At 45.1% G+C, this 18,087-nt stretch carries 21 protein-coding genes and 1 riboswitch; of the genes, 10 read left to right on the forward strand and 11 right to left on the reverse strand.

The annotated features are described in order from the left end of the window. The first annotated feature begins 242 nt into the window (after window positions 1–242). From U1I11_RS14260 to U1I11_RS14285, 6 genes are all read left to right on the forward strand, one after another. Window positions 243–932 (forward strand): hypothetical protein, encoded by a 690-nt coding sequence (locus U1I11_RS14260; protein WP_322906793.1) that lies wholly within the window; start codon window positions 243–245, stop codon window positions 930–932. Between the two features lie 66 nt (window positions 933–998). Then, complete coding sequence (locus U1I11_RS14265) at window positions 999–1,343, forward strand: DUF3139 domain-containing protein (RefSeq protein ID WP_322906794.1); 345 nt, start codon at window positions 999–1,001, stop codon at window positions 1,341–1,343. 125 nt (window positions 1,344–1,468) lie between these two features. Then, entirely contained in the window at window positions 1,469–2,470 is a 1,002-nt protein-coding gene (locus tag U1I11_RS14270; RefSeq protein ID WP_322906795.1) for a COX15/CtaA family protein, read from the forward strand. A gap of 493 nt (window positions 2,471–2,963) precedes the next feature. Beyond that, window positions 2,964–3,117: riboswitch (SAM riboswitch) on the forward strand. A 129-nt stretch (window positions 3,118–3,246) separates the two neighbouring features. Beyond that, window positions 3,247–4,266: a methionine ABC transporter ATP-binding protein gene (locus U1I11_RS14275; RefSeq protein WP_322906796.1), complete on the forward strand. Its 1,020-nt coding sequence runs from the start codon at window positions 3,247–3,249 to the stop codon at window positions 4,264–4,266. Then, entirely contained in the window at window positions 4,263–4,940 is a 678-nt protein-coding gene (locus U1I11_RS14280; protein WP_322906797.1) for a methionine ABC transporter permease, read from the forward strand. Before U1I11_RS14275 ends, U1I11_RS14280 begins: the two co-directional genes overlap by 4 nt. A gap of 76 nt (window positions 4,941–5,016) precedes the next feature. Then, the gene (locus U1I11_RS14285; RefSeq protein ID WP_322906798.1) at window positions 5,017–5,850 is read left to right on the forward strand and encodes a MetQ/NlpA family ABC transporter substrate-binding protein; all 834 of its coding nucleotides are present in this window, start codon (window positions 5,017–5,019) and stop codon (window positions 5,848–5,850) included. 132 nt (window positions 5,851–5,982) lie between these two features. Here U1I11_RS14285 and ybaK read toward each other — a convergent pair whose 3' ends face one another. Then, window positions 5,983–6,456 (reverse strand): Cys-tRNA(Pro) deacylase, encoded by a 474-nt coding sequence (ybaK, locus tag U1I11_RS14290; protein WP_322906799.1) that lies wholly within the window; start codon window positions 6,454–6,456, stop codon window positions 5,983–5,985. A 299-nt stretch (window positions 6,457–6,755) separates the two neighbouring features. Between ybaK and U1I11_RS14295 the strand changes: the two genes are divergently transcribed. Further along, entirely contained in the window at window positions 6,756–7,523 is a 768-nt protein-coding gene (locus U1I11_RS14295) for an SDR family oxidoreductase (protein ID WP_322906800.1), read from the forward strand. 111 nt (window positions 7,524–7,634) lie between these two features. On the opposite strand, the gene U1I11_RS14300 is transcribed toward U1I11_RS14295, so the two are convergent. After that, a complete protein-coding gene (locus U1I11_RS14300; RefSeq protein WP_322906801.1) occupies window positions 7,635–7,880 on the reverse strand; it encodes a NifU family protein in 246 nt (81 codons plus the stop codon). A gap of 168 nt (window positions 7,881–8,048) precedes the next feature. On the opposite strand from U1I11_RS14300, the gene U1I11_RS14305 reads away from it, so the two are divergent. Further along, window positions 8,049–8,306: a YuzB family protein gene (locus tag U1I11_RS14305; protein WP_322906802.1), complete on the forward strand. Its 258-nt coding sequence runs from the start codon at window positions 8,049–8,051 to the stop codon at window positions 8,304–8,306. Window positions 8,307–8,621: 315 nt separating this feature from the next. Here U1I11_RS14305 and U1I11_RS14310 read toward each other — a convergent pair whose 3' ends face one another. Both U1I11_RS14310 and mqnE read right to left on the reverse strand, forming a co-directional pair. Further along, complete coding sequence (locus tag U1I11_RS14310; protein WP_322906803.1) at window positions 8,622–9,704, reverse strand: NAD(P)/FAD-dependent oxidoreductase; 1,083 nt, start codon at window positions 9,702–9,704, stop codon at window positions 8,622–8,624. A 330-nt stretch (window positions 9,705–10,034) separates the two neighbouring features. Next, complete coding sequence (gene mqnE / locus U1I11_RS14315) at window positions 10,035–11,141, reverse strand: aminofutalosine synthase MqnE (RefSeq protein ID WP_322906804.1); 1,107 nt, start codon at window positions 11,139–11,141, stop codon at window positions 10,035–10,037. A 460-nt stretch (window positions 11,142–11,601) separates the two neighbouring features. Between mqnE and U1I11_RS14320 the strand changes: the two genes are divergently transcribed. Next, on the forward strand, window positions 11,602–11,964 hold the full coding sequence (locus U1I11_RS14320) for a HesB/IscA family protein (protein ID WP_322906805.1): 363 nt from the start codon (window positions 11,602–11,604) through the stop codon (window positions 11,962–11,964). Between the two features lie 84 nt (window positions 11,965–12,048). On the opposite strand, the gene U1I11_RS14325 is transcribed toward U1I11_RS14320, so the two are convergent. The 7 genes from U1I11_RS14325 to U1I11_RS14355 form a co-directional block, all read right to left on the reverse strand. Then, window positions 12,049–12,258: a hypothetical protein gene (locus U1I11_RS14325; RefSeq protein ID WP_322906806.1), complete on the reverse strand. Its 210-nt coding sequence runs from the start codon at window positions 12,256–12,258 to the stop codon at window positions 12,049–12,051. A gap of 231 nt (window positions 12,259–12,489) precedes the next feature. Next, on the reverse strand, window positions 12,490–13,206 hold the full coding sequence (locus U1I11_RS14330) for a metallophosphoesterase family protein (protein ID WP_322906807.1): 717 nt from the start codon (window positions 13,204–13,206) through the stop codon (window positions 12,490–12,492). Window positions 13,207–13,418: 212 nt separating this feature from the next. Next, complete coding sequence (locus U1I11_RS14335) at window positions 13,419–14,291, reverse strand: hypothetical protein (protein WP_322906808.1); 873 nt, start codon at window positions 14,289–14,291, stop codon at window positions 13,419–13,421. 516 nt (window positions 14,292–14,807) lie between these two features. Beyond that, window positions 14,808–15,035: a hypothetical protein gene (locus U1I11_RS14340; RefSeq protein WP_322906809.1), complete on the reverse strand. Its 228-nt coding sequence runs from the start codon at window positions 15,033–15,035 to the stop codon at window positions 14,808–14,810. Window positions 15,036–15,203: 168 nt separating this feature from the next. Further along, the gene (locus U1I11_RS14345) at window positions 15,204–15,848 is read right to left on the reverse strand and encodes a TraX family protein (protein ID WP_322906810.1); all 645 of its coding nucleotides are present in this window, start codon (window positions 15,846–15,848) and stop codon (window positions 15,204–15,206) included. Window positions 15,849–15,873: 25 nt separating this feature from the next. Continuing rightward, window positions 15,874–16,065, reverse strand: coding sequence for a hypothetical protein (locus U1I11_RS14350; RefSeq protein WP_322906811.1), 192 nt, complete (start codon window positions 16,063–16,065; stop codon window positions 15,874–15,876). Between the two features lie 424 nt (window positions 16,066–16,489). After that, window positions 16,490–17,488, reverse strand: a complete 999-nt coding sequence (locus tag U1I11_RS14355) for an NAD(P)/FAD-dependent oxidoreductase (RefSeq protein ID WP_322906812.1) — start codon at window positions 17,486–17,488, stop codon at window positions 16,490–16,492. A gap of 258 nt (window positions 17,489–17,746) precedes the next feature. Between U1I11_RS14355 and U1I11_RS14360 the strand changes: the two genes are divergently transcribed. After that, entirely contained in the window at window positions 17,747–17,914 is a 168-nt protein-coding gene (locus tag U1I11_RS14360; protein WP_322906813.1) for a hypothetical protein, read from the forward strand. Window positions 17,915–18,087 lie beyond the last annotated feature (173 nt).

Raw genomic sequence — 18,087 nt, forward strand, 5'->3', positions numbered from 1 at the left:
TATTTTTAATATTAAAATAAGATAAGTTCTTAAAATATTTCTCATCGTTCGACAAATCTAATTTCTATTTATTTGAAAATATGATCTATATATCCTATGAATTTTATGGAAGTGAAACAATAGATACAGAAATAAGAATGGTAGTTTGCTACTATGTGAAGATATATAGTTAACAAGTATACTGAGTATATCGTATTTGGCCAATTAACGAAATATAATAAACTAGGGATGATAATTAGATAATGAGAAAATTTAAATTGATTTCTAATCTTTTTTTAGCTTTCTTGTTTGTTTTAACACTTTCATTTAGTCAAGTAGCAAGTGCGAATATGAAAACTCAAGATACAGCTTCAAGTACTTACCAAACGACGCCTAACAACAGTTTAATATCAACAGTATCACAAGGTGTATATAGCAGTGGACCTTCCATAGGTATTGATGCTATAACTACCGAGTATTATCCGGGTACATCTGTTGCAATTCGTGCTGGAGATGTGTTAGTTTCAAACAATACCAGTTCTAATGGATTAACTGGTCATGCTGGTATTGTGGTCAATGATCAAGGAAGTGTAGCAACTATAAATGGATATAATAAATTTCTAACTTTAGAAGGTATCACAACATGGAAGTCTAAAAATACAAATACTAAAGTTATGAGGTATTCTAATTCTGGTGCTGCAACCCAAGCAGGAAATTGGGCAAAATCTTATATTAACAATTACAAGAGCCAAGTAACTTATGGTTTAATCAACACAATTGGTGTATATGAAAAAGAAACATATTGTTCTAAAATTGTTTGGGATGCTTATTATTTCGGCGCGAATATTTCTATTGATGGTCACACCCCATTTTGGAATGGAATATACGGACCATATCATTTGTTAAATGAAGCCAATTTTCGTCAAGTAGCTTCTTGGGGAAATAATTTTTAAATAAACAAAACAAGGCAACTAGAACTTAGTTGCCTTGTTTTGTTATTGAATACGGAGGAGATTTTTTTGAGAAAAAAAGTGATTGTTACAGCAGTGGTGACTATTATAACTATTAGTTTAGTGTTCATTGTTTATTTCTTTTTAAATGGTAATCCAATAAAAAAAGAGCAAGCTGAAGCTCAAGTTGAAAACTATTTAATTAATGTTAAAAAATATGACTCGCATGAAATTTTGAGTATTCGAGGAACATACTCTCTCGTGTCAGATCAAGCTCCATATGGAGCGAATGTATCGTTCTCCGATGAACCTCAAGTTATATATTCATATGCTATTTTTAAAGATGGGAAAATAATACAAGATGGTTATAATGGCGATTCACATAAACATTATGATGGCATAGATCAAAATTAGTTTACATTCTAAATAGATCAACGATTTGTCACAAACCGGATGGTAGCAATGGCGCTGGATTCGATATAATAAATAGTGACTTCACTTGAACGTCACTACTAATTTAATAGCGGGTGATTTTAATTATGGCACGTAAGCCACTAATAACGATTCAGCATTTGAAATGGTTAAGCTATATAACCTGTTTGGCGATGTTTCTGGCAACGATGGGCGGTTTGGTCGTCACCAAAACCGAGTCAGGAATGGGTTGCGGTGCCGAGTGGCCACTTTGTCATGGTGAGTTTATACCGGCACATACGATCGCTTCTCTGATCGAATATACCCACCGTTTAGTCAGCGGTTTTGCAGGTTTAATGGCGTTATTCGCTTTTATCGGTTTTATCTTTTTCAACAAAAATAAAGAGCTTCGTCTGTATGCAGTATTGACGTTTTTCTTCGTCATTTTGCAAGCGATTATGGGCGCATTGGCTGTTAAATTTTCGCAGTCTTCTCCTATTATGGCGCTGCATTTCGGCTTCTCCATGATCGCTTTTTCAAGCGCAATGCTCATGGCATTTACCGCACGAAGACTGCATAAATACCAGCGTACTCATACACATGAAAGCCAACCACCAGTCAGCAAACGTTTCCGCAATCTGACGTGGTTTTCGACCATTTTCACGTATATCGTCGTGTACACCGGTGCATTTGTTACCCATACCGATTCACGTGGCGGTTGTTCTGGCTTCCCGCTTTGTAACGGTGCCGTCATTCCCGAACTGTCCGGCGGCGTCGGCGTAGCTTTCCTGCACCGCGTAGCCGCACTGGCACTCGTAATCGTAATCGCTATTCTCGCTCATTATGCCTACCGTTACCATCCGAACAATCCAAGCATCCGCAAAATGGGCATCATCGCTGTGATATTCATCGTGCTACAATTTGTGAGCGGCGCTGTAAACATTTTTACAATGGACATTCCAGAAGTATATTTCTTTGCCACAATGGCACATACACTACTTATCCAATTCCTGTTCGGCATTCTCTGCTACATGAGCCTGCGCACATGGCAACTTAGCCGCAACTCCTACGTAGCCGCCGACGCCGAGCAACAACAATCCGGCAAACGAGGTGTACCTGTAACACATTAATTGCTCGTCTGCGATGCAAGCCATTTTCATGTTATACGATTTATTTCCTATAGAATGCCTGCCAACGCTTAAACACGTTGACAGGCGTTTTGTTATATTGTAACTATAAATGTTTTATATTTTCAGCAATACATCGATGAAAAATAACAAGTTCATGTTGTATTATTCGCCTATACGATTTTATGCAGAATTGAGAGCACCCTAATATGACGACCGCTTTCAATATATAATTTGGTAGTCTACAGTTGCCCATTATAATAAGGATATCTAGCGGATTAAAAATAATATTAAAAGCAGTCAAGATACTATTCTTTAAATAAAATGGTTTAAAACCTGCCGCCCCAACACATCATTCGCTACAAGCCCAAGCAATCCACACTTCCTCCCATAATGATTATTTGTTGAATTTCGCCAAAAAAGCGAACTTTACACTTTACAAAAATTATGAAGTTCACTATACTGATTAAAGATTTTCATTCGATGTTTTCATATTTTCTTATCGAGAGTGGTGGAGGGACTGGCCCGATGAAGCCCGGCAACCGATTTTGAAAATGGCAATTTGCTTTTTTTCAAAATGACATGGTGCTAAATCCTACAAAATGACGGCTGTCCAGCAATGCACAGTTCGTAGTTTTGGCAGATGAGAAGGCAATATCTTACGGATAGAGAGCCCTTTTCTGCAGAAAATGGGCTCTTTTTGTATAGAAAGAGAACCGGTTGAAAATAGGCAGAACGAAATCGCATTAAGACCGACAACCGGGAGGAGGACCTCAAGCTTGATTCGTCTTGAACATGTGACCAAAGTATATGGTAAAGGTAAAAATGCCACTCCAGCATTAAGCGAGCTGAATCTGTCGATTGAAAAAGGTGAGATTTTCGGTGTGATCGGACATTCCGGCGCTGGTAAAAGTACGCTTATTCGCTGTATTAATCTGCTAGAACGCCCAACTTCAGGGCAAATTTGGATGGACGATGTCGATTTAACCAAGCTAGGCAAAGGAGCTTTACAAGCACGCCGTCGCAAAATAGGGATGATTTTTCAGCATTTTAATCTACTGTCATCGGCAACCGTCTACGATAACATCGCCTTTCCGCTGCGCCTTGCCAAAACGGCGGAGAAAAACATCCGCGCCAGAGTGGAGGAGCTGCTGAAACTGGTCGGGCTGGAAGCGCATGCGTCCAAATATCCGGCACAGCTGTCCGGCGGTCAGAAGCAGCGCGTCGGCATCGCCCGCGCACTGTCGAGCGACCCGGATGTACTGCTCTGTGATGAAGCGACATCGGCGCTTGATCCGCAGACGACCGATTCGATCTTAAAACTGCTGCTTGATATTAATCAGCGTTTTAACTTGACGATCGTACTGATCACCCATGAAATGAATGTGATTCAGAGCATTTGTGACCGGGTTGCCGTCATTCATCAAGGTGGCATCGTCGAGCAAGGCGCAGTCGCCGAAGTGTTCCTAAAGCCGCAGCATCCGATCACCCGCGATTTTATTACGCGTGAATCGAGTCATAGCGAGTTGCTGGAAACGGTGCTTGCCGCATCGCATAGCGAGTCCTCGCTAGCAGCCAAAATTTCGTTTCTGGGCGGCAAAACGTATGAATCGATTATGTCGCGTACCGTACGCGAAACCGGGGTTGATTTTGCCATTTTGCAAGGAACGATTTCCACACTGAAAAGCGTACCGTACGGTCAATTGATCGTTCGCTTTGACGGAGCGCCAGATGCGATCCAGCAAACGCTGCACAAGTTGCAAGCAGAAGGCTTGAATGTGGAGGTGATGGAATCGTGAGCAATTTTGGTGAACTGGATTTTTCACAAATTGATTGGAGTGAATTTGGCACCGCAACGATCGAAACGCTGGAAATGATCGGTGCATCCGGACTGTTTACATTGCTGATCGGATTGCCGCTTGGCGTAATGCTGTTTATGACTTCACGTTCGACGTCATCGCTGCTCAAAGGCATCTATTCGGTCATTTCAGTCATCGTTAACATTTTGCGTTCGGTACCGTTTATTATTTTGATCGTGGCGCTGTTGCCGTTGACCGATCTGCTCGTTGGCACAACGATCGGTGTGCTCGGAACGATCCCGCCGCTGGTGATCGCTGCCGCTCCATTTTTCGCACGTTTGGTCGAAACGGCATTGCGTGAAGTCGATCGTGGTGTGATTGAAGCTGCCTATGCGATGGGCGCGTCGACCGGACAGGTCATTGGGCGCGTATTGCTGCGTGAAGCGATGCCAGGATTGCTAGCAGGTCTGACCGTAACGGTCGTTGCACTCGTATCCAATACCGCGATGGCAGGCATGATCGGTGCAGGCGGACTCGGTACACTGGCGATCAATTATGGTTATTATCGCTATGATATGGGCGTTATGCTCGTCGCGGTCGTATTGATGGTTGTAATCGTACAGGCGCTACAAATGCTGGGCGATCGCCTGGTCATTCATTTTTCACGTCGATAATCCAGTTATCAGGTAGGAATAATGCGTTTATGAAACTTTTATCATAAAAAAACAGATACGAAAAGGGGAACTTTCAATGAAAAAATGGTTGCTTGCACTCGTTAGCATTATGCTCATCGCGGTTGTCGCTGCTTGCGGCAATAAAGCGGATAACTCCAACACGGCTTCCGGCACGAATGGTAGCGGCAATGAAGCTGTTACACTGCGCGTCGGCGCAACGGCTGTACCGCACGCTGAAATTTTGAACCATCTGAAACCTGAACTGGCAAAAGAAGGCGTTAACTTGGACGTCGTTGAATTTACAGACTATATCCAGCCGAACGTACAATTGAACGACAAAAAGCTGGATGCGAACTACTTCCAAACAAAGCCGTACCTGGATGAGCAAAATAAATCCCGTGGTATGAATCTCGTTACTGTACAAGCTGTACACATTGAGCCATTTGGCGGTTATTCCAAAAAGTACACGTCGATCGATCAGCTTCCACAGGGCGCAACGATCGCGATTCCAAACGAAGTATCCAACGGCGCACGCGCACTGATCCTGCTGGCAAATAACGGCTTGATCGAGCTGAAAGACAAAACAAACATCACATCGACAACCAAAGACATCACATCCAATCCGAAAAACTTGCAATTCAAAGAGATGGATGCAGCGATGCTCACGCGTCAACTGGATCAAGTCGATATGGCGATGATTAATATGAACTATGTACTGGAAGCCAAAATCGATCCAAAATCCGCATTGATCGTAGAAAACAGCAGCGCACCGTATGCGAACTACCTTGTCGCTCGTGAAGATAACAAAGATTCGGAAGCGATCCAGAAGCTGGCTAAAGCGCTGACTTCCGATGATACCAAAAAATTCATCGAAGAACAGTACAAAGGCGCCGTTATCCCGGCATTTTAAAATAGCGTCACGATACGCTGTACAAGCAAGAGCATCCTGCCAGATAGGCAAGGATGCTCTTTTGTTTTGTCCGCTGACTCATCGCGATAAATTCCCCGCATAGTGGCATACTGAAATGGCTGCTTATCACATTCAGACACATACTTCAGCAAAGCGGGCTTTTGTCACTTCCGCCAGCTCGTCCAGCGCAAGCTCCATCTGCATACCGATCTTACCGGCGCTGACGATCATCTGTTCCAGCATTTCGGCGCGCTGATCGATAAAAGTAGGGTACAGCTTTTTCATCCCGACTGGCGAGCAGCCACCGCGAATATAACCGGTATGGGCAAGTAGCTCCTTTACCGGCAACATATCCAGCTTTTTCTCATTGGCAGCACGTGCCGCTTTTTTCAAATCAAGTTCTTCCGCAACTGGAATGACAAAAATATGCAGCCCATTTTTACCGCGTGTGACAAGCGTTTTATGTACGATTGGAGCAGGTTTCCCAATTTTCTCAGCAACAGCCGTGCCATGCACCTGCCCATCTTCAGGATCATATTCATACACATTGTAATGAATATGTTCTTTATCCAAAATGCGCAACGCATTCGTTTTTGTTATACTCATGCTCTATTGTCCTTTCTGTCTGTATTTCGATATACTTGGAAAGTAAAAGTATTGTCCATATCATACAGGGTAAATTCGCTAGAACTTAAACGCGCTTATATGATTCATAACGTACCATTTCTGTTCCTAATGTACTGCAAATCCCCCAAAGTTTCAAACAGGTTCAAGACCGGGTACATATTTTGGTAGCTAACCTGTTTATCGTTTCAAACGATGATTGTATAACTATGATTCCAATCATCTGAAAACATCCATTTGGCACATCCAGCCTTATGAAAGTACAATAAGGAGGCACATCTGTGGAACGAAAAATCGCCCTAATTACCGGAAGTGCCAAAGGTCTCGGCAAAATGACCGCACTCACCCTTGCCAGTCAAGGACATCATATCGCCTTAAACTATGTACACAGCAAACAAGAGGCAGCGCAGCTACAGCAGCAAATTACGGCGCTCGGTGTGCAGTGCATCGCTGTACAAGCGAATGTATCACAAGCAACGGAGATCGATCATCTGATCGATGAGGTGGAGCATCGATTAGGCACGGTCGACATTTTAGTTAACAATGCCGGGCCGTTTATTCGGGAGCGCCGGTTATTTGTCGATTATGAGCGCGCTGACATTATGGACATGTTACAAGGCAATCTGATCGGCACGATGTTGCTCGATCACCGTGTATTGCCAGGTATGAGAGCGCGTAAATGGGGACGGATTGTTCATTTTGGTTTTGGGCATGCGGCGGAATCACGGGCATGGCCGCATCGTGCGGTCTATGCTGCCGCCAAAGTAGGACTGGTGTCTTTTACGAAAACGCTTGCGGTCGAAGAAGCTGCCAGCGGCATTACTGTGAACATGATCTGTCCTGGTGATATACGCGGCGACAACAAAGAGAAGCGTATCGAAGAAGTGCTTGGCATGATCGATGGAGAGACACCGCGTGGACGACCGGGCAGCGGCGAAGATATCGCGCGTGTAATCGCCTACTTGTGCGACGACGACTCCGACTTTATTACCGGCAATATTATGGACATTTCCGGCGGGCTTGACCCGATCCGTCCGTATGTAAAATAACGAAATTAGTATGATACCAAAAAGAGGATGTCACCCGTCCCGCGACCGGGAAGGCGACATCCTCTTTGTTTTGGCTGATTGCCTATGAATTAACGCATGAAAAGGGACAGATTAGAATACCTGTACAACCTCTTCCACACCTTCAACTTCTTCGAAAAGGGCGCGTTCAATACCGGCTTTCAGTGTGATGGTAGAGCTTGGGCAACTACCGCATGCACCCATCAGCTTCAGTTTGACAATCCCATCTTCAACGTCTACCAGTTCCACGTCACCGCCATCGCGTTGCAGGAATGGACGCAGTTTATCCAAAACTTCAAGTACTTCATCATACATTTGTGTTTGTACGCTATCACTCATATTGTTCAACTCCTTTCGTAAGTATATTATAATATAAAAGTAAACCAATTTCAGCAATTGCGCCATTGATTTTTATACTCATTTCAAATTAATTTTAAAAATAGACATATTGGCGCATCGATATTATGTACCGGGCAACCGGAACAATACAGATTGGAGTGTTAAATCATGATGAGACCGATCATCGAATTTTGTCAGAGCAATATGCATCATGGCACCGGTCGCATCTTGAAGGAGTTGGAGAGCAACCCTGATTATGATGTGATTGAATACGGCTGTCTCGGCAATTGCGGACAATGTTATGCGATGCCGTATGCGATGGTCAACGGCGAAATTATCGCGGCTGACGATGTAGATGAGCTTCGTGAGCAAATTCAGGCAAAGATCGATGAAGCCGATGCATGGGCAAATCTTGATCTGGATTAAGTGTAATGCGTGTTCGCACAGGCAGACCGATCAATAACTAGACGATCTACACGATCACTTGATCTATTTGCTGTGATATAACGCGTTAATGATAAAAAGCCTTCTGTTTTTGTAAGCAAGCTTAGGGTTGAGTCCCTAGCTTGTCATACGACAGAAGGCTTTTTTGTTCGTAATACGCTACATTATGGATTGTATATCCGAATGGATGATCCGTATTTACATTCACACGGTTTGTCATAAGTGGAATCGCAACTGGATACGTACAGTACATAAACCGACTCCGCTTGCGGCAGCTCGCCTATTTTGCAACCAATATTAACCGAAATGGTGTTTGGACATCCAGAGCACGCCACTTTTCAGCAAGCGTGGTACGCGTCCAGTGACCGAGTTTTTGCCACGGAAACCAAAGCCGATGCCTGAACCGAATCCGTCGTGTTTACCGAGCGAGCCTAATGTGCCTTTTAATTTGAGCGGCTGTACTTTTGGTGTTTCATTTTTCCAGCCAGCAACGACCACATTAGCAATTTGCTCTGCTTGTGCCTGGGCAGCCTGTGCGCTAGCGGCAAACGGCAGTGAGGCACAGTCACCGCAGACGAACACTTCTGGACGACCTGGAATCCGATACAGCTCATCCAAAATGACCCGACCAGAGTTATCCTGATTGACATTCAGCTCATCGATTAGCGGGACTGGACGAATGCCGGCAGTCCAAATCGTAATGTCGGCGGCAATACGTTCTTCCGGTCCGTTATATACACAGTCCGGCTCGACGCGGCTAATGTTAATTTTGTTGCGCAGCTCCACATCATGCTCACGGAACCATGCTTCTACATATTTGGACAATCGTGCCGGAGAGGAGGAGAGCAGACGCTCACCACGATCAAGAATGCGCACATGCAAATCCTCACGGCTTTCGCGAATTTCGGCAGCGATCTCAATCCCGCTCAAACCGCCACCGACGACATTAATCGTCGAGCCTGGTGGCAAATTGTTCACACGACGGTACGTTTCGCGTGTTGCTTCAAACGTCTGAATTGTGCATGTATATTCCTGTGCACCGGGTACGCCGTGAAAATTATCGGTACAGCCGAGCGCGATTACAAGCTGGTCATATTCCAGTGTCGTCTCATCCGCAAATTCGATCACTTTCTCATCGAGCTTTACATTGCTCACTTCACCATGACGAATCGTTAGCTTGGAATGCGACGGGTATTTGACCCGTAGCTCCACGTCCGACGATGTGCCCGCTGCAAGTGCGTAATATTCGGTTTTTAAGCCTTGGAAAGGCATACGATCGATCATAATAATTTGTGTATCGGCTGGGATTTTCTGATCAAGCAGTTCGTGCAGCAATGTGGTGCCGCCGTATCCGCCACCTAGAATGACAAAGTTTTTCATAATATCTTCTCCCTTATATGCAGTGTAGGTAACAAGGAATGCCAGAGTCATTCCCGAATAGCAATAACATAGTTGGAAACGATTATGATGTATACTGGCATCATCCGGTACAGAGGCGACTGGCAGAGACCGGGTGAAGCCGGATCGGCCTGGAGCTTACGACGGACGGTATGTACCGCATCAGAAGGCAGGCGGATAAACAGGCTTTACTTGCAGAGAGCGCATGTTTATGATGTCTCGTCCATAAAGTAAAGCCTGATATAGGATAACATGCAAAGCAGTACGGGCGCACAGTAGCGGCGGCAGTTCGAATAACTGTCGCCGTTCCGCTTATTCGTATACTTTGATTTCGTTATAGAACGTATCTCGTTCAACCGGAATGCGGCCAGCGCCTTTGACGAGCCATATAAGCTCTTTACGGGTTAAGCCTTCCGGTGTGAGTGCGCCGGCAGCGTGACTGATTTTCTCCTTCAGAATCGTACCGTGTACGTCTGAAGCGCCAAATGCTAGCGCCATTTGAGTCAGCTGGGTGCCGATGTTAATAAAGTACGCTTTAATATGATCGATATTGTCAAGCATCAGGCGACTAATCGCAATCGTTTTGAGGTCTTCATAAGCGGAGTTGCGACGCATAATGCTGGCGTTTTTGCTTTTTGGTTGCATCGACAGCGGGATAAACACTTGGAAGCCATTCGTTTCATCTTGCAACTCACGAATTTGGATCATATGCTGGACACGATCTTCATACGTTTCAATCGAGCCGTACAGCATCGTCGTATGCGTACGCATACCAAGCTCGTGTGCGGTACGATGGACTTCCAGATAACGATCGACATTCGCTTTGTTAACACGCATCTTTTTACGATATTCGTCGGACAAAATTTCCGCACCGCCGCCTGTCAGTGACTGCAATCCAGCTTCACGCAGTTGTACAAGCACTTCCCGTATGCTCAAGCCGCTAATACGAGTGAAGAAGTCGATCTCAGCTGCCGTATATGCTTTGAGCGTCACATCCGGGAACGCTTCATTCAGCGCTTTGAGCGAATCGATATAATATTGGAATGGCACATGATTGTTGTGACCGCCGACGATATGGAACTCACGCACACCCGGATGGATATGCTGCTGCACGTAATCGACCATTTCCGGCCCGCTCAGCGTGTAGGAACCTTCTTCGCCTTCGTCTTTACGGAAGTTACAAAATGCGCAATGCGCTTCACAAACATTCGTAAAATAAAGGCTCATATTTTCGATAAAATAAACCTTTTTGCCATTCTTGCGCAAGTTGGCTTCATTGGCAAGCTGACCAATCGTCAAAATATCATCACTTTCATATAAATAAACGCCATCTTCAAGCGACAAACGTTTACTGGAACGCACCTTGTGAATAATTTCCGCCATGCGTGTGTCCGTATGCGGGGTAATAATGGTGGACATGCTGGATTCCTCCTGTTCTCCTTGACGCTTCGAGCTTACTTCTGTATGTGGTATCCCAATCTGATAAGACACTCTTGTCCTGTCTTACACCAATTTGACCCGATTGAATACTAGCTGAATTGCAGTGGGCATCGTTTCATCTGTGATTCGTTGCAGTTTTCGACATCGATCCGGATCATTTAAAATGATGCCCATTATTCAATATACAACAATATACATAAGAAGTCATGCGAATTAACAATAAATGTGAAAAAAGTTACAACGATAAATAAGGCTAAAAATGCAATTGTTTATGATAGAAATTCGACATTTCATGTCATTGTTCACTTACCCATTATAAACCTCTCCTGTGACACGGGCAACACAATTGCTTAAAAAATGAGGTATTTTCCTTTGTTTTCAAGCCTTGAGCCCATTTCGCTGTAGGAGTATAATGGAAAGGGAAAAGGAGGGGATCGAAATGATTACCATTAGTGAAGCAGCAGCTACACGGATGAAAGACATTATGGCTGCGCAGGATGTTCCCGGTCTGTTTGTACGCGTAGGTGTAAGTGCGGGCGGATGCAGCGGATTTTCATATGCAATGGGGTTTGACAGCGAGGAATCCGATCAGGATGTATATATGACGATTCAAGATATGAAAGTAGTTGTGCTGAAGGATGATATGAAGTATTTGAACGGTCTGGAAATCGATTACGAGGAATCCGGTCTGTCAGGTGGATTTACGATTCATAATCCGAATGCGATCGTAACATGCGGTTGCGGATCGTCTTTTCGTACCCGTGAAGAAGATGAATCGCTGGCACAGCCGTGCGAGGATTAAACGGTTACGTTTGAGCTTATCATAAATCGTCCAAAAGCGCAGTTTATAGTGGCATATCGCCCATAGCTGCGCTTTTTGGCGCGATTATTTATTTACAAATATCGTCTGTTCCCGTTGGTAAAACGTAAGGTCTCCTTCTTCATTGCGCAAAGCTATGTAGTCCGGGCCGATTCGTTCGATGATACCATGCTCGACGCTAAAACCGGGCTGCCAGGCATACACACGCGATTGAAACAATGCTGCTGCGAAGAAATGGGCGTTAGTCGTTAATTTCCGTTCTGTACTTCCGTTCATGTGTGCCTCCTTAACGGGATATCGTATCCTATACTTGCTTATTACTTACTATTTTAAAAGAAATCATACCTAAATTACAAATGTGCACGAATCGTTTCCAAACTATGCTCTCTAACCGCTACATAACGAAAGCTTACCGGCTATCGTCATCTAGCGGTTACGATTGTACTGAAATACGTTAGCGATGACGCAAACGATGATGACTATACGTTTGCTCGTTAAGCTGGCTGCTTAACGGGAACGTACAGCATAAGCGATCCCGTTTGTCACATCGAGTGCATTCAATTGACCGCCATACACAGCGCCGCCATCAATACCGATAATCCGATTCACTCCATAATAAATATCATAGCGCGTCTGATCCTTGTACAGATAAAAGGTTGGCGTATGACCAAACACGACGAATGTGTCGCCATCATATTCGTTGTGGAACGCTTCCCTAATCCAAATGAGCTGTCGTCTGGAGCACTCGGATACCGGTTTGCCCGGTTCAACGCCTGCATGTACAAACAGATAGCCGTTCGTCTCGTAATACAGTTTTAGGCTGCGAATAAACTCTAGATGCCGCTCCAGCGTCTCGCAATGAAGATCAGGCAGTTGAAAGTCTTCACCGGACAGTGTGATTAATTGCTCGGCAGTAAAACCGTAGCTTTGCAGCGTGGCGAGACCGCCGTTTATTTTGAGCCAGCGATTCCAGTCCGCTTCACGTCCGCTCGTGAGCGCATTAAGCATCAAATCTTCATGGTTGCCAAGCAGTGCAATCGCACCGCCCTCTACTAGCTGTATGACACGCTCGATCGTTTCCCTTGCATCCTGTCCACGATCTACATAGTCGCCTAATAGCACCAGTTGATCATGATCAGGCGTATAGCCGATTTTGTCCAGCAGCCGATTTAGCAAATCGACTTCGCCATGAATATCGCTGATCGCCAGAGTACGTCGTTTCATGGAAGGTCCCTCCTTCAGCGTGAACCGTTACGGTGTTTGATGTGTTTTGCTTATCATATCATATTTGTATGATGTCATCTGCACACAACGAAAAACCACCGGTTCGCAGCGTGGCGATCCGGTGGCTAAGGTGACTCGATATGTTGTTTTGCAATCTATGTGGTACTGTACAATGTTCAGGCAACGCTGTTCGCCATAAACGAAATCAGCGCTTAAGAACCGGAAGATTGAGACGAGGAAGACGAGCTGGACGAGCTGGATGTTCCGGTTTTAGCGGACGATGAGCTGGAAGTGTTCGATTTAGGAACTGGAGGTGCATCTGTGCGCGGTGCCGGTGGAGCAGGTGGAGCATCTGCACCTGGTACCGGTGGTGCTACAGGTGTACCGTCTGCGTTCAGTGCAGGTGGATCATGCACTTCGATTTCCTTCACCGTTTTTGTGTTTTTCTCCAGAATGATATCCACATGGTCGCCTACTTGCACATCGGACAAGGAAATGTCGGTTTCAGTTCTGTCTTTGCCTGGACCGCCGCTAACTTTTTCGATTTCTGTGGAGCTATTGATTGTAAAGCTGAGCGTTTCACCGTACGTATTTTTGGAAACAGAACCGTTATTGGAATAGGTACTGGATGTTACCGTACCACTTTTGCTTGTTGTTGTACTCGTCAGACCGAGAGGACCAGCGCCAGGTGCAGGAGGGGCAGGTGGTGTTTCGATCGTGATCGTATTGCCGCTTACTGCTGCAACCTTACCGTGAGCGCGATCATAATTCGCATACTTATCCGCCGGAGGTGCATCTGCACCCAGCTCGGGTGGAGCTGGAGGAGCATCTGGTGGAGCAGGCAGCTCGCCATTAGCTGGTGGAGCCGGAGGCGCTGGAGGCTGAGCCGGTGCACCGTTGCTGTTTGTTGTTGCCTGACTGTTTTGTCCATTCGAGCTTTTCGCGGTCGTACTTTGTTTCGTTGTACTTCCAGTCGTTGTCTCATCACTTGCGTCAGCAAATACATGTGTCGATGCAGTTATCGTTCCCGCCAGTAAGATCGCCGAGAAAGCAGTGCCGGAAAGCACTTTCCATGTGTTTTTCATAGTAATATTCCTCCTTTGATAATTGCCTGTGCTGAACAAGTCGTGTTTGCCTGTTCGATTGCAAGTGTAGCCAGCGAATATGAACTCTATATGAACAACTATTTAAAAAATTGGATTTTTACGCGCATCAACACCGTTGTATACGCCGTAAACCCGCACGGCTATGCGGGATTCAAAGAAAATAAAAAAACGAGTGAATTTTTAAAATACGCTGTAAAATGAGTTGCAATGATAGTTTGCAGATGGATGGAACAAACGCGATATCCCACTAACCTTTGGCAATCGAGTCGGAGACTGTTTTGCAAATGATATGGAACATAGCGGAGTGTTCAAGCAATCAGATAAGCGCGAAAATGATTTATAATGTGGCGATGATCTAAGTGTGATCTGAACTGTTTTTATAATTAGCACACAAACGCCAAAAAAGCTGCCCCGTTAGTAGACAGGACAGCTTTCGATTGATTGAATAGACAGGGCAGACGATCATCACAGGCAACTTTAAGGCACAAACAATGTTCAGTCTGTTTGAAACATCGTTACATCGCGACTGTACAGGCTTTTCGTTCCGGATTGCAGATTGCGTACACGTACATACTTGCTTGTATAAGCTTCCACATAGCCGCGCCCGATCTCACAATACACGCCAGCAGCATCTTCTTGCCAGACGGTAATGAGGTTACCGGACAAGCCGGCGGTAAAAAAATGGATGTCTTCAGTCAACGTATGTTTTTTGTTCGATTTCATGGAGGAGCCCCTTCCTATATTTAAAACCGCTATCACCCAGCGGAATTGTTCCGGTAAAGATTATACTCCATGCGTATCTATCTGGCGATAGCTTTTTGAACAAAAAAATGAAAAAGTCTATAAATTTTCATCTTCATTCCGGTGTAAGCGGTCATTTGCTTGTACAGCCTATAAGTAACCGTAGCGCATCGCTTGCACAATGAGCGCGATTATTGCCAGATGTGCAGGGTAAAACGCTCGCCATAGCCATGCCGGTGCACGTGGCAACCGTAGCTGTGGCGACGATTGCTGTACGGCGATCAGCAGCGTAGCCACAATGCTAAAGCTTTGCAGCGAGCTGTTAAAGCCGCCAAGCTGAAACATTATATTAAGTATAAAATGCAGCAGCACCGCCCAATAGCCTGGCGCATAGCGGAAAATAACAATGAGCGCGATACCATATGCCCCATAATCCGTATGCAACACTTCAGCGCCCAAGGCGACCGCTAACGCCAGCAAAATAGAGAGCGGCAACCATTTATGCGGTATGCGATCCAATGCCATCATCAGCAGCAGTCCGAGCAGCAAAGTGAACACGACATTCAGATTGGAAATGTTGAACGCATACATAAACGGAAACTGTGATAGCACCGCGATTAGCAATAACCGTACAGTGTACTTTTGCACATTACGGGTGCGCTGGTAGCCGACAACGAGCAAATAACAATAGATCGGAAAAGCGATTCGTCCGATGATGCGCAAATAACGATCATCACTAAAAAAGGCATATCCGAGATGGTCGATCAGCATCGTGATCATAGCAATCCATTGCAATAGGCTGCACCTCCAATGTGCTCATTCAGGCAAAATTAAGCAAAATTCCACGAATCGCCAGCGAAATGACGAGCACGCCAAACACGATAAAACCGATGCCCGCACCTTTTCGCGCTTCTTTTACAAATTTTCTACCTAGCACGATCATCATCACACCGATGACGAGCAAGATTAGCGAGATAATAAAACGTAACGCAAAATATACACCAATACTCAAAAATGTAGCCTCCTTTTGAAATAAACGATTCCAAACGCCGTTGTCAAGCAGTATACGCCTGTTCGCGGTCGATCAAATCAGCTGATAGGAATGTAAAATCAATCCATTTGCAGCGGTTTCGCGTACTTCTTTTTACTATACGCTAAAAGTGCGACTCTTTAACGCATAAAAGTTGAACAATTTGGCAACTTCGATAGTGTTTGTATTACTTCAAGCATGAATGGATGCGAAATTGCTCGTAGAGTATAACGGTTTGCTTACATACTGTAGCGTCTGTAACTAGCGTGCACGCATATCAAAAAGCATCCGAGCTGCTGGTCACATGGGATCATACAGCCCGGATGCGCCGGGTTTAACCGTTATGCTGCTTCACTCGCCGTCTAGAGCGGCGGCATGCAGCACTTGTTCCACTAGGAAAGTAAGGCTACATTTTTAAATTACTACTATGCCCAGGCGACAGCTTGGCATCAGGATCAACATATACTTTGGCATTGTTGATCGCTGTTGGCGCTTCACCAAAGCCGACCGCAATTAGCTTCAGCTTGCCCGGATACGTCGTAATATCGCCTGCGGCGAAAATGCCTTCAACATTCGTTTCCATCCGGGAATCGACGACGATGGAATTTTTCTCGATCTGAATGCCCCATTCAGCGATTGGACCGAGTGAGGAGAGGAAGCCGAAGTTGATGATTACATCGTCCACTTCGATTTCCTGTGTTGCTTTAGTTTTCACATCGGTCAGCGTGACACGCTCGATCTGCTCGCCGCCATGCAGCTCGGTAATTTCGGTCGGTGTAACAATTTTGACGCTGGACGCGAGCAGGTTTTCGACACTATGCTCATGGGCGCGGAATTTATCACGACGATGAATAAGCGTCACTTCGGTTGCGATTGGCTCTAGCATTAATGCCCAATCTACCGCCGAATCGCCGCCACCGCTAATCAGTACTTTTCTGCCGGCAAAACGGCTTAAGTCGTTCACAAAATAGTGCAAATTTTGCTTCTCATACTGAGCCGCATTGTCCAGTTCGAGACGACGCGGTTCAAAGGCGCCTACACCAGCAGTAATAATGACCGCTTTGCCTTCATGTACGCCTTTGTCTGTCGTCACAACAAAATGACGATCGCCCTTTTTCTCGACATTCAGCACTTTTTGTTCCAGCAAAATATCGGTATCAAAATGATTCATCTGCTGATGCAAATTGTTCACGAGTTCCTGAGCCGTCACTTTTGGAAACCCGGCTACATCATAAATGTATTTTTCAGGATACAGCGCGGCAAGTTGCCCGCCCAGCTGTGGCATACTTTCAATCAGTTTTACGGACGCCTGACGCATACCGCCATAAAAAGCGGCAAACATGCCCGCAGGTCCTCCGCCAATAATAATAATATCGGTACGTTCTCCGGTGGTTGTAGATGTCACCGTGTACACCTCCAAAGTATGATGGTTGCAATATGCAAGCAGCGTAATCGCGAACATGCGGTATTGTCTTAAGTGCAGCGTATTCCATTACATAGCCTGACATTACAGATGTAGCGCCAGTATTCATTATACGTGTAGGTAATTATATTTTCAAAGTAAGAAAATTTGGAGAAAAGGTGAAGATTGGTGGTGGACAAATATAATGGTGACTTGCTGATTAGTAATACTCTGAATTGGCTGTAGGGCAAAGGTGTGCATATGTATAAAGTGGTTGATCATTCAGTCGTTTTAATTGGTGAAGTGTATCGACAAAGTATTGAAGCAGGCTTTGAAGGGTATACGGCGTTTGTTTCCAAATCCGATAAGATCGACTATTATATCCAGCGAATTGGCGCTTCTCAAATGGGAAATACGACAAAAATGTAGATCGACTCGGTTGCTGCCAACAGGCTGCTCGGATTATACTTTTACTAAAGGAAATGATCGTATGACAAGAGATGTTCAGATCATAATCCAAGGTGATCCAAAGACAGTGCGTGTGAAAACAAGCAAAGCGCTCATAAATAACAGACGTAATGTCTTGTCTGGCGTTAAAGGAA

Source organism: Paenibacillus campi, from assembly GCF_034659835.1.
GTDB lineage: Bacteria > Bacillota > Bacilli > Paenibacillales > Paenibacillaceae > Saccharibacillus > Saccharibacillus campi.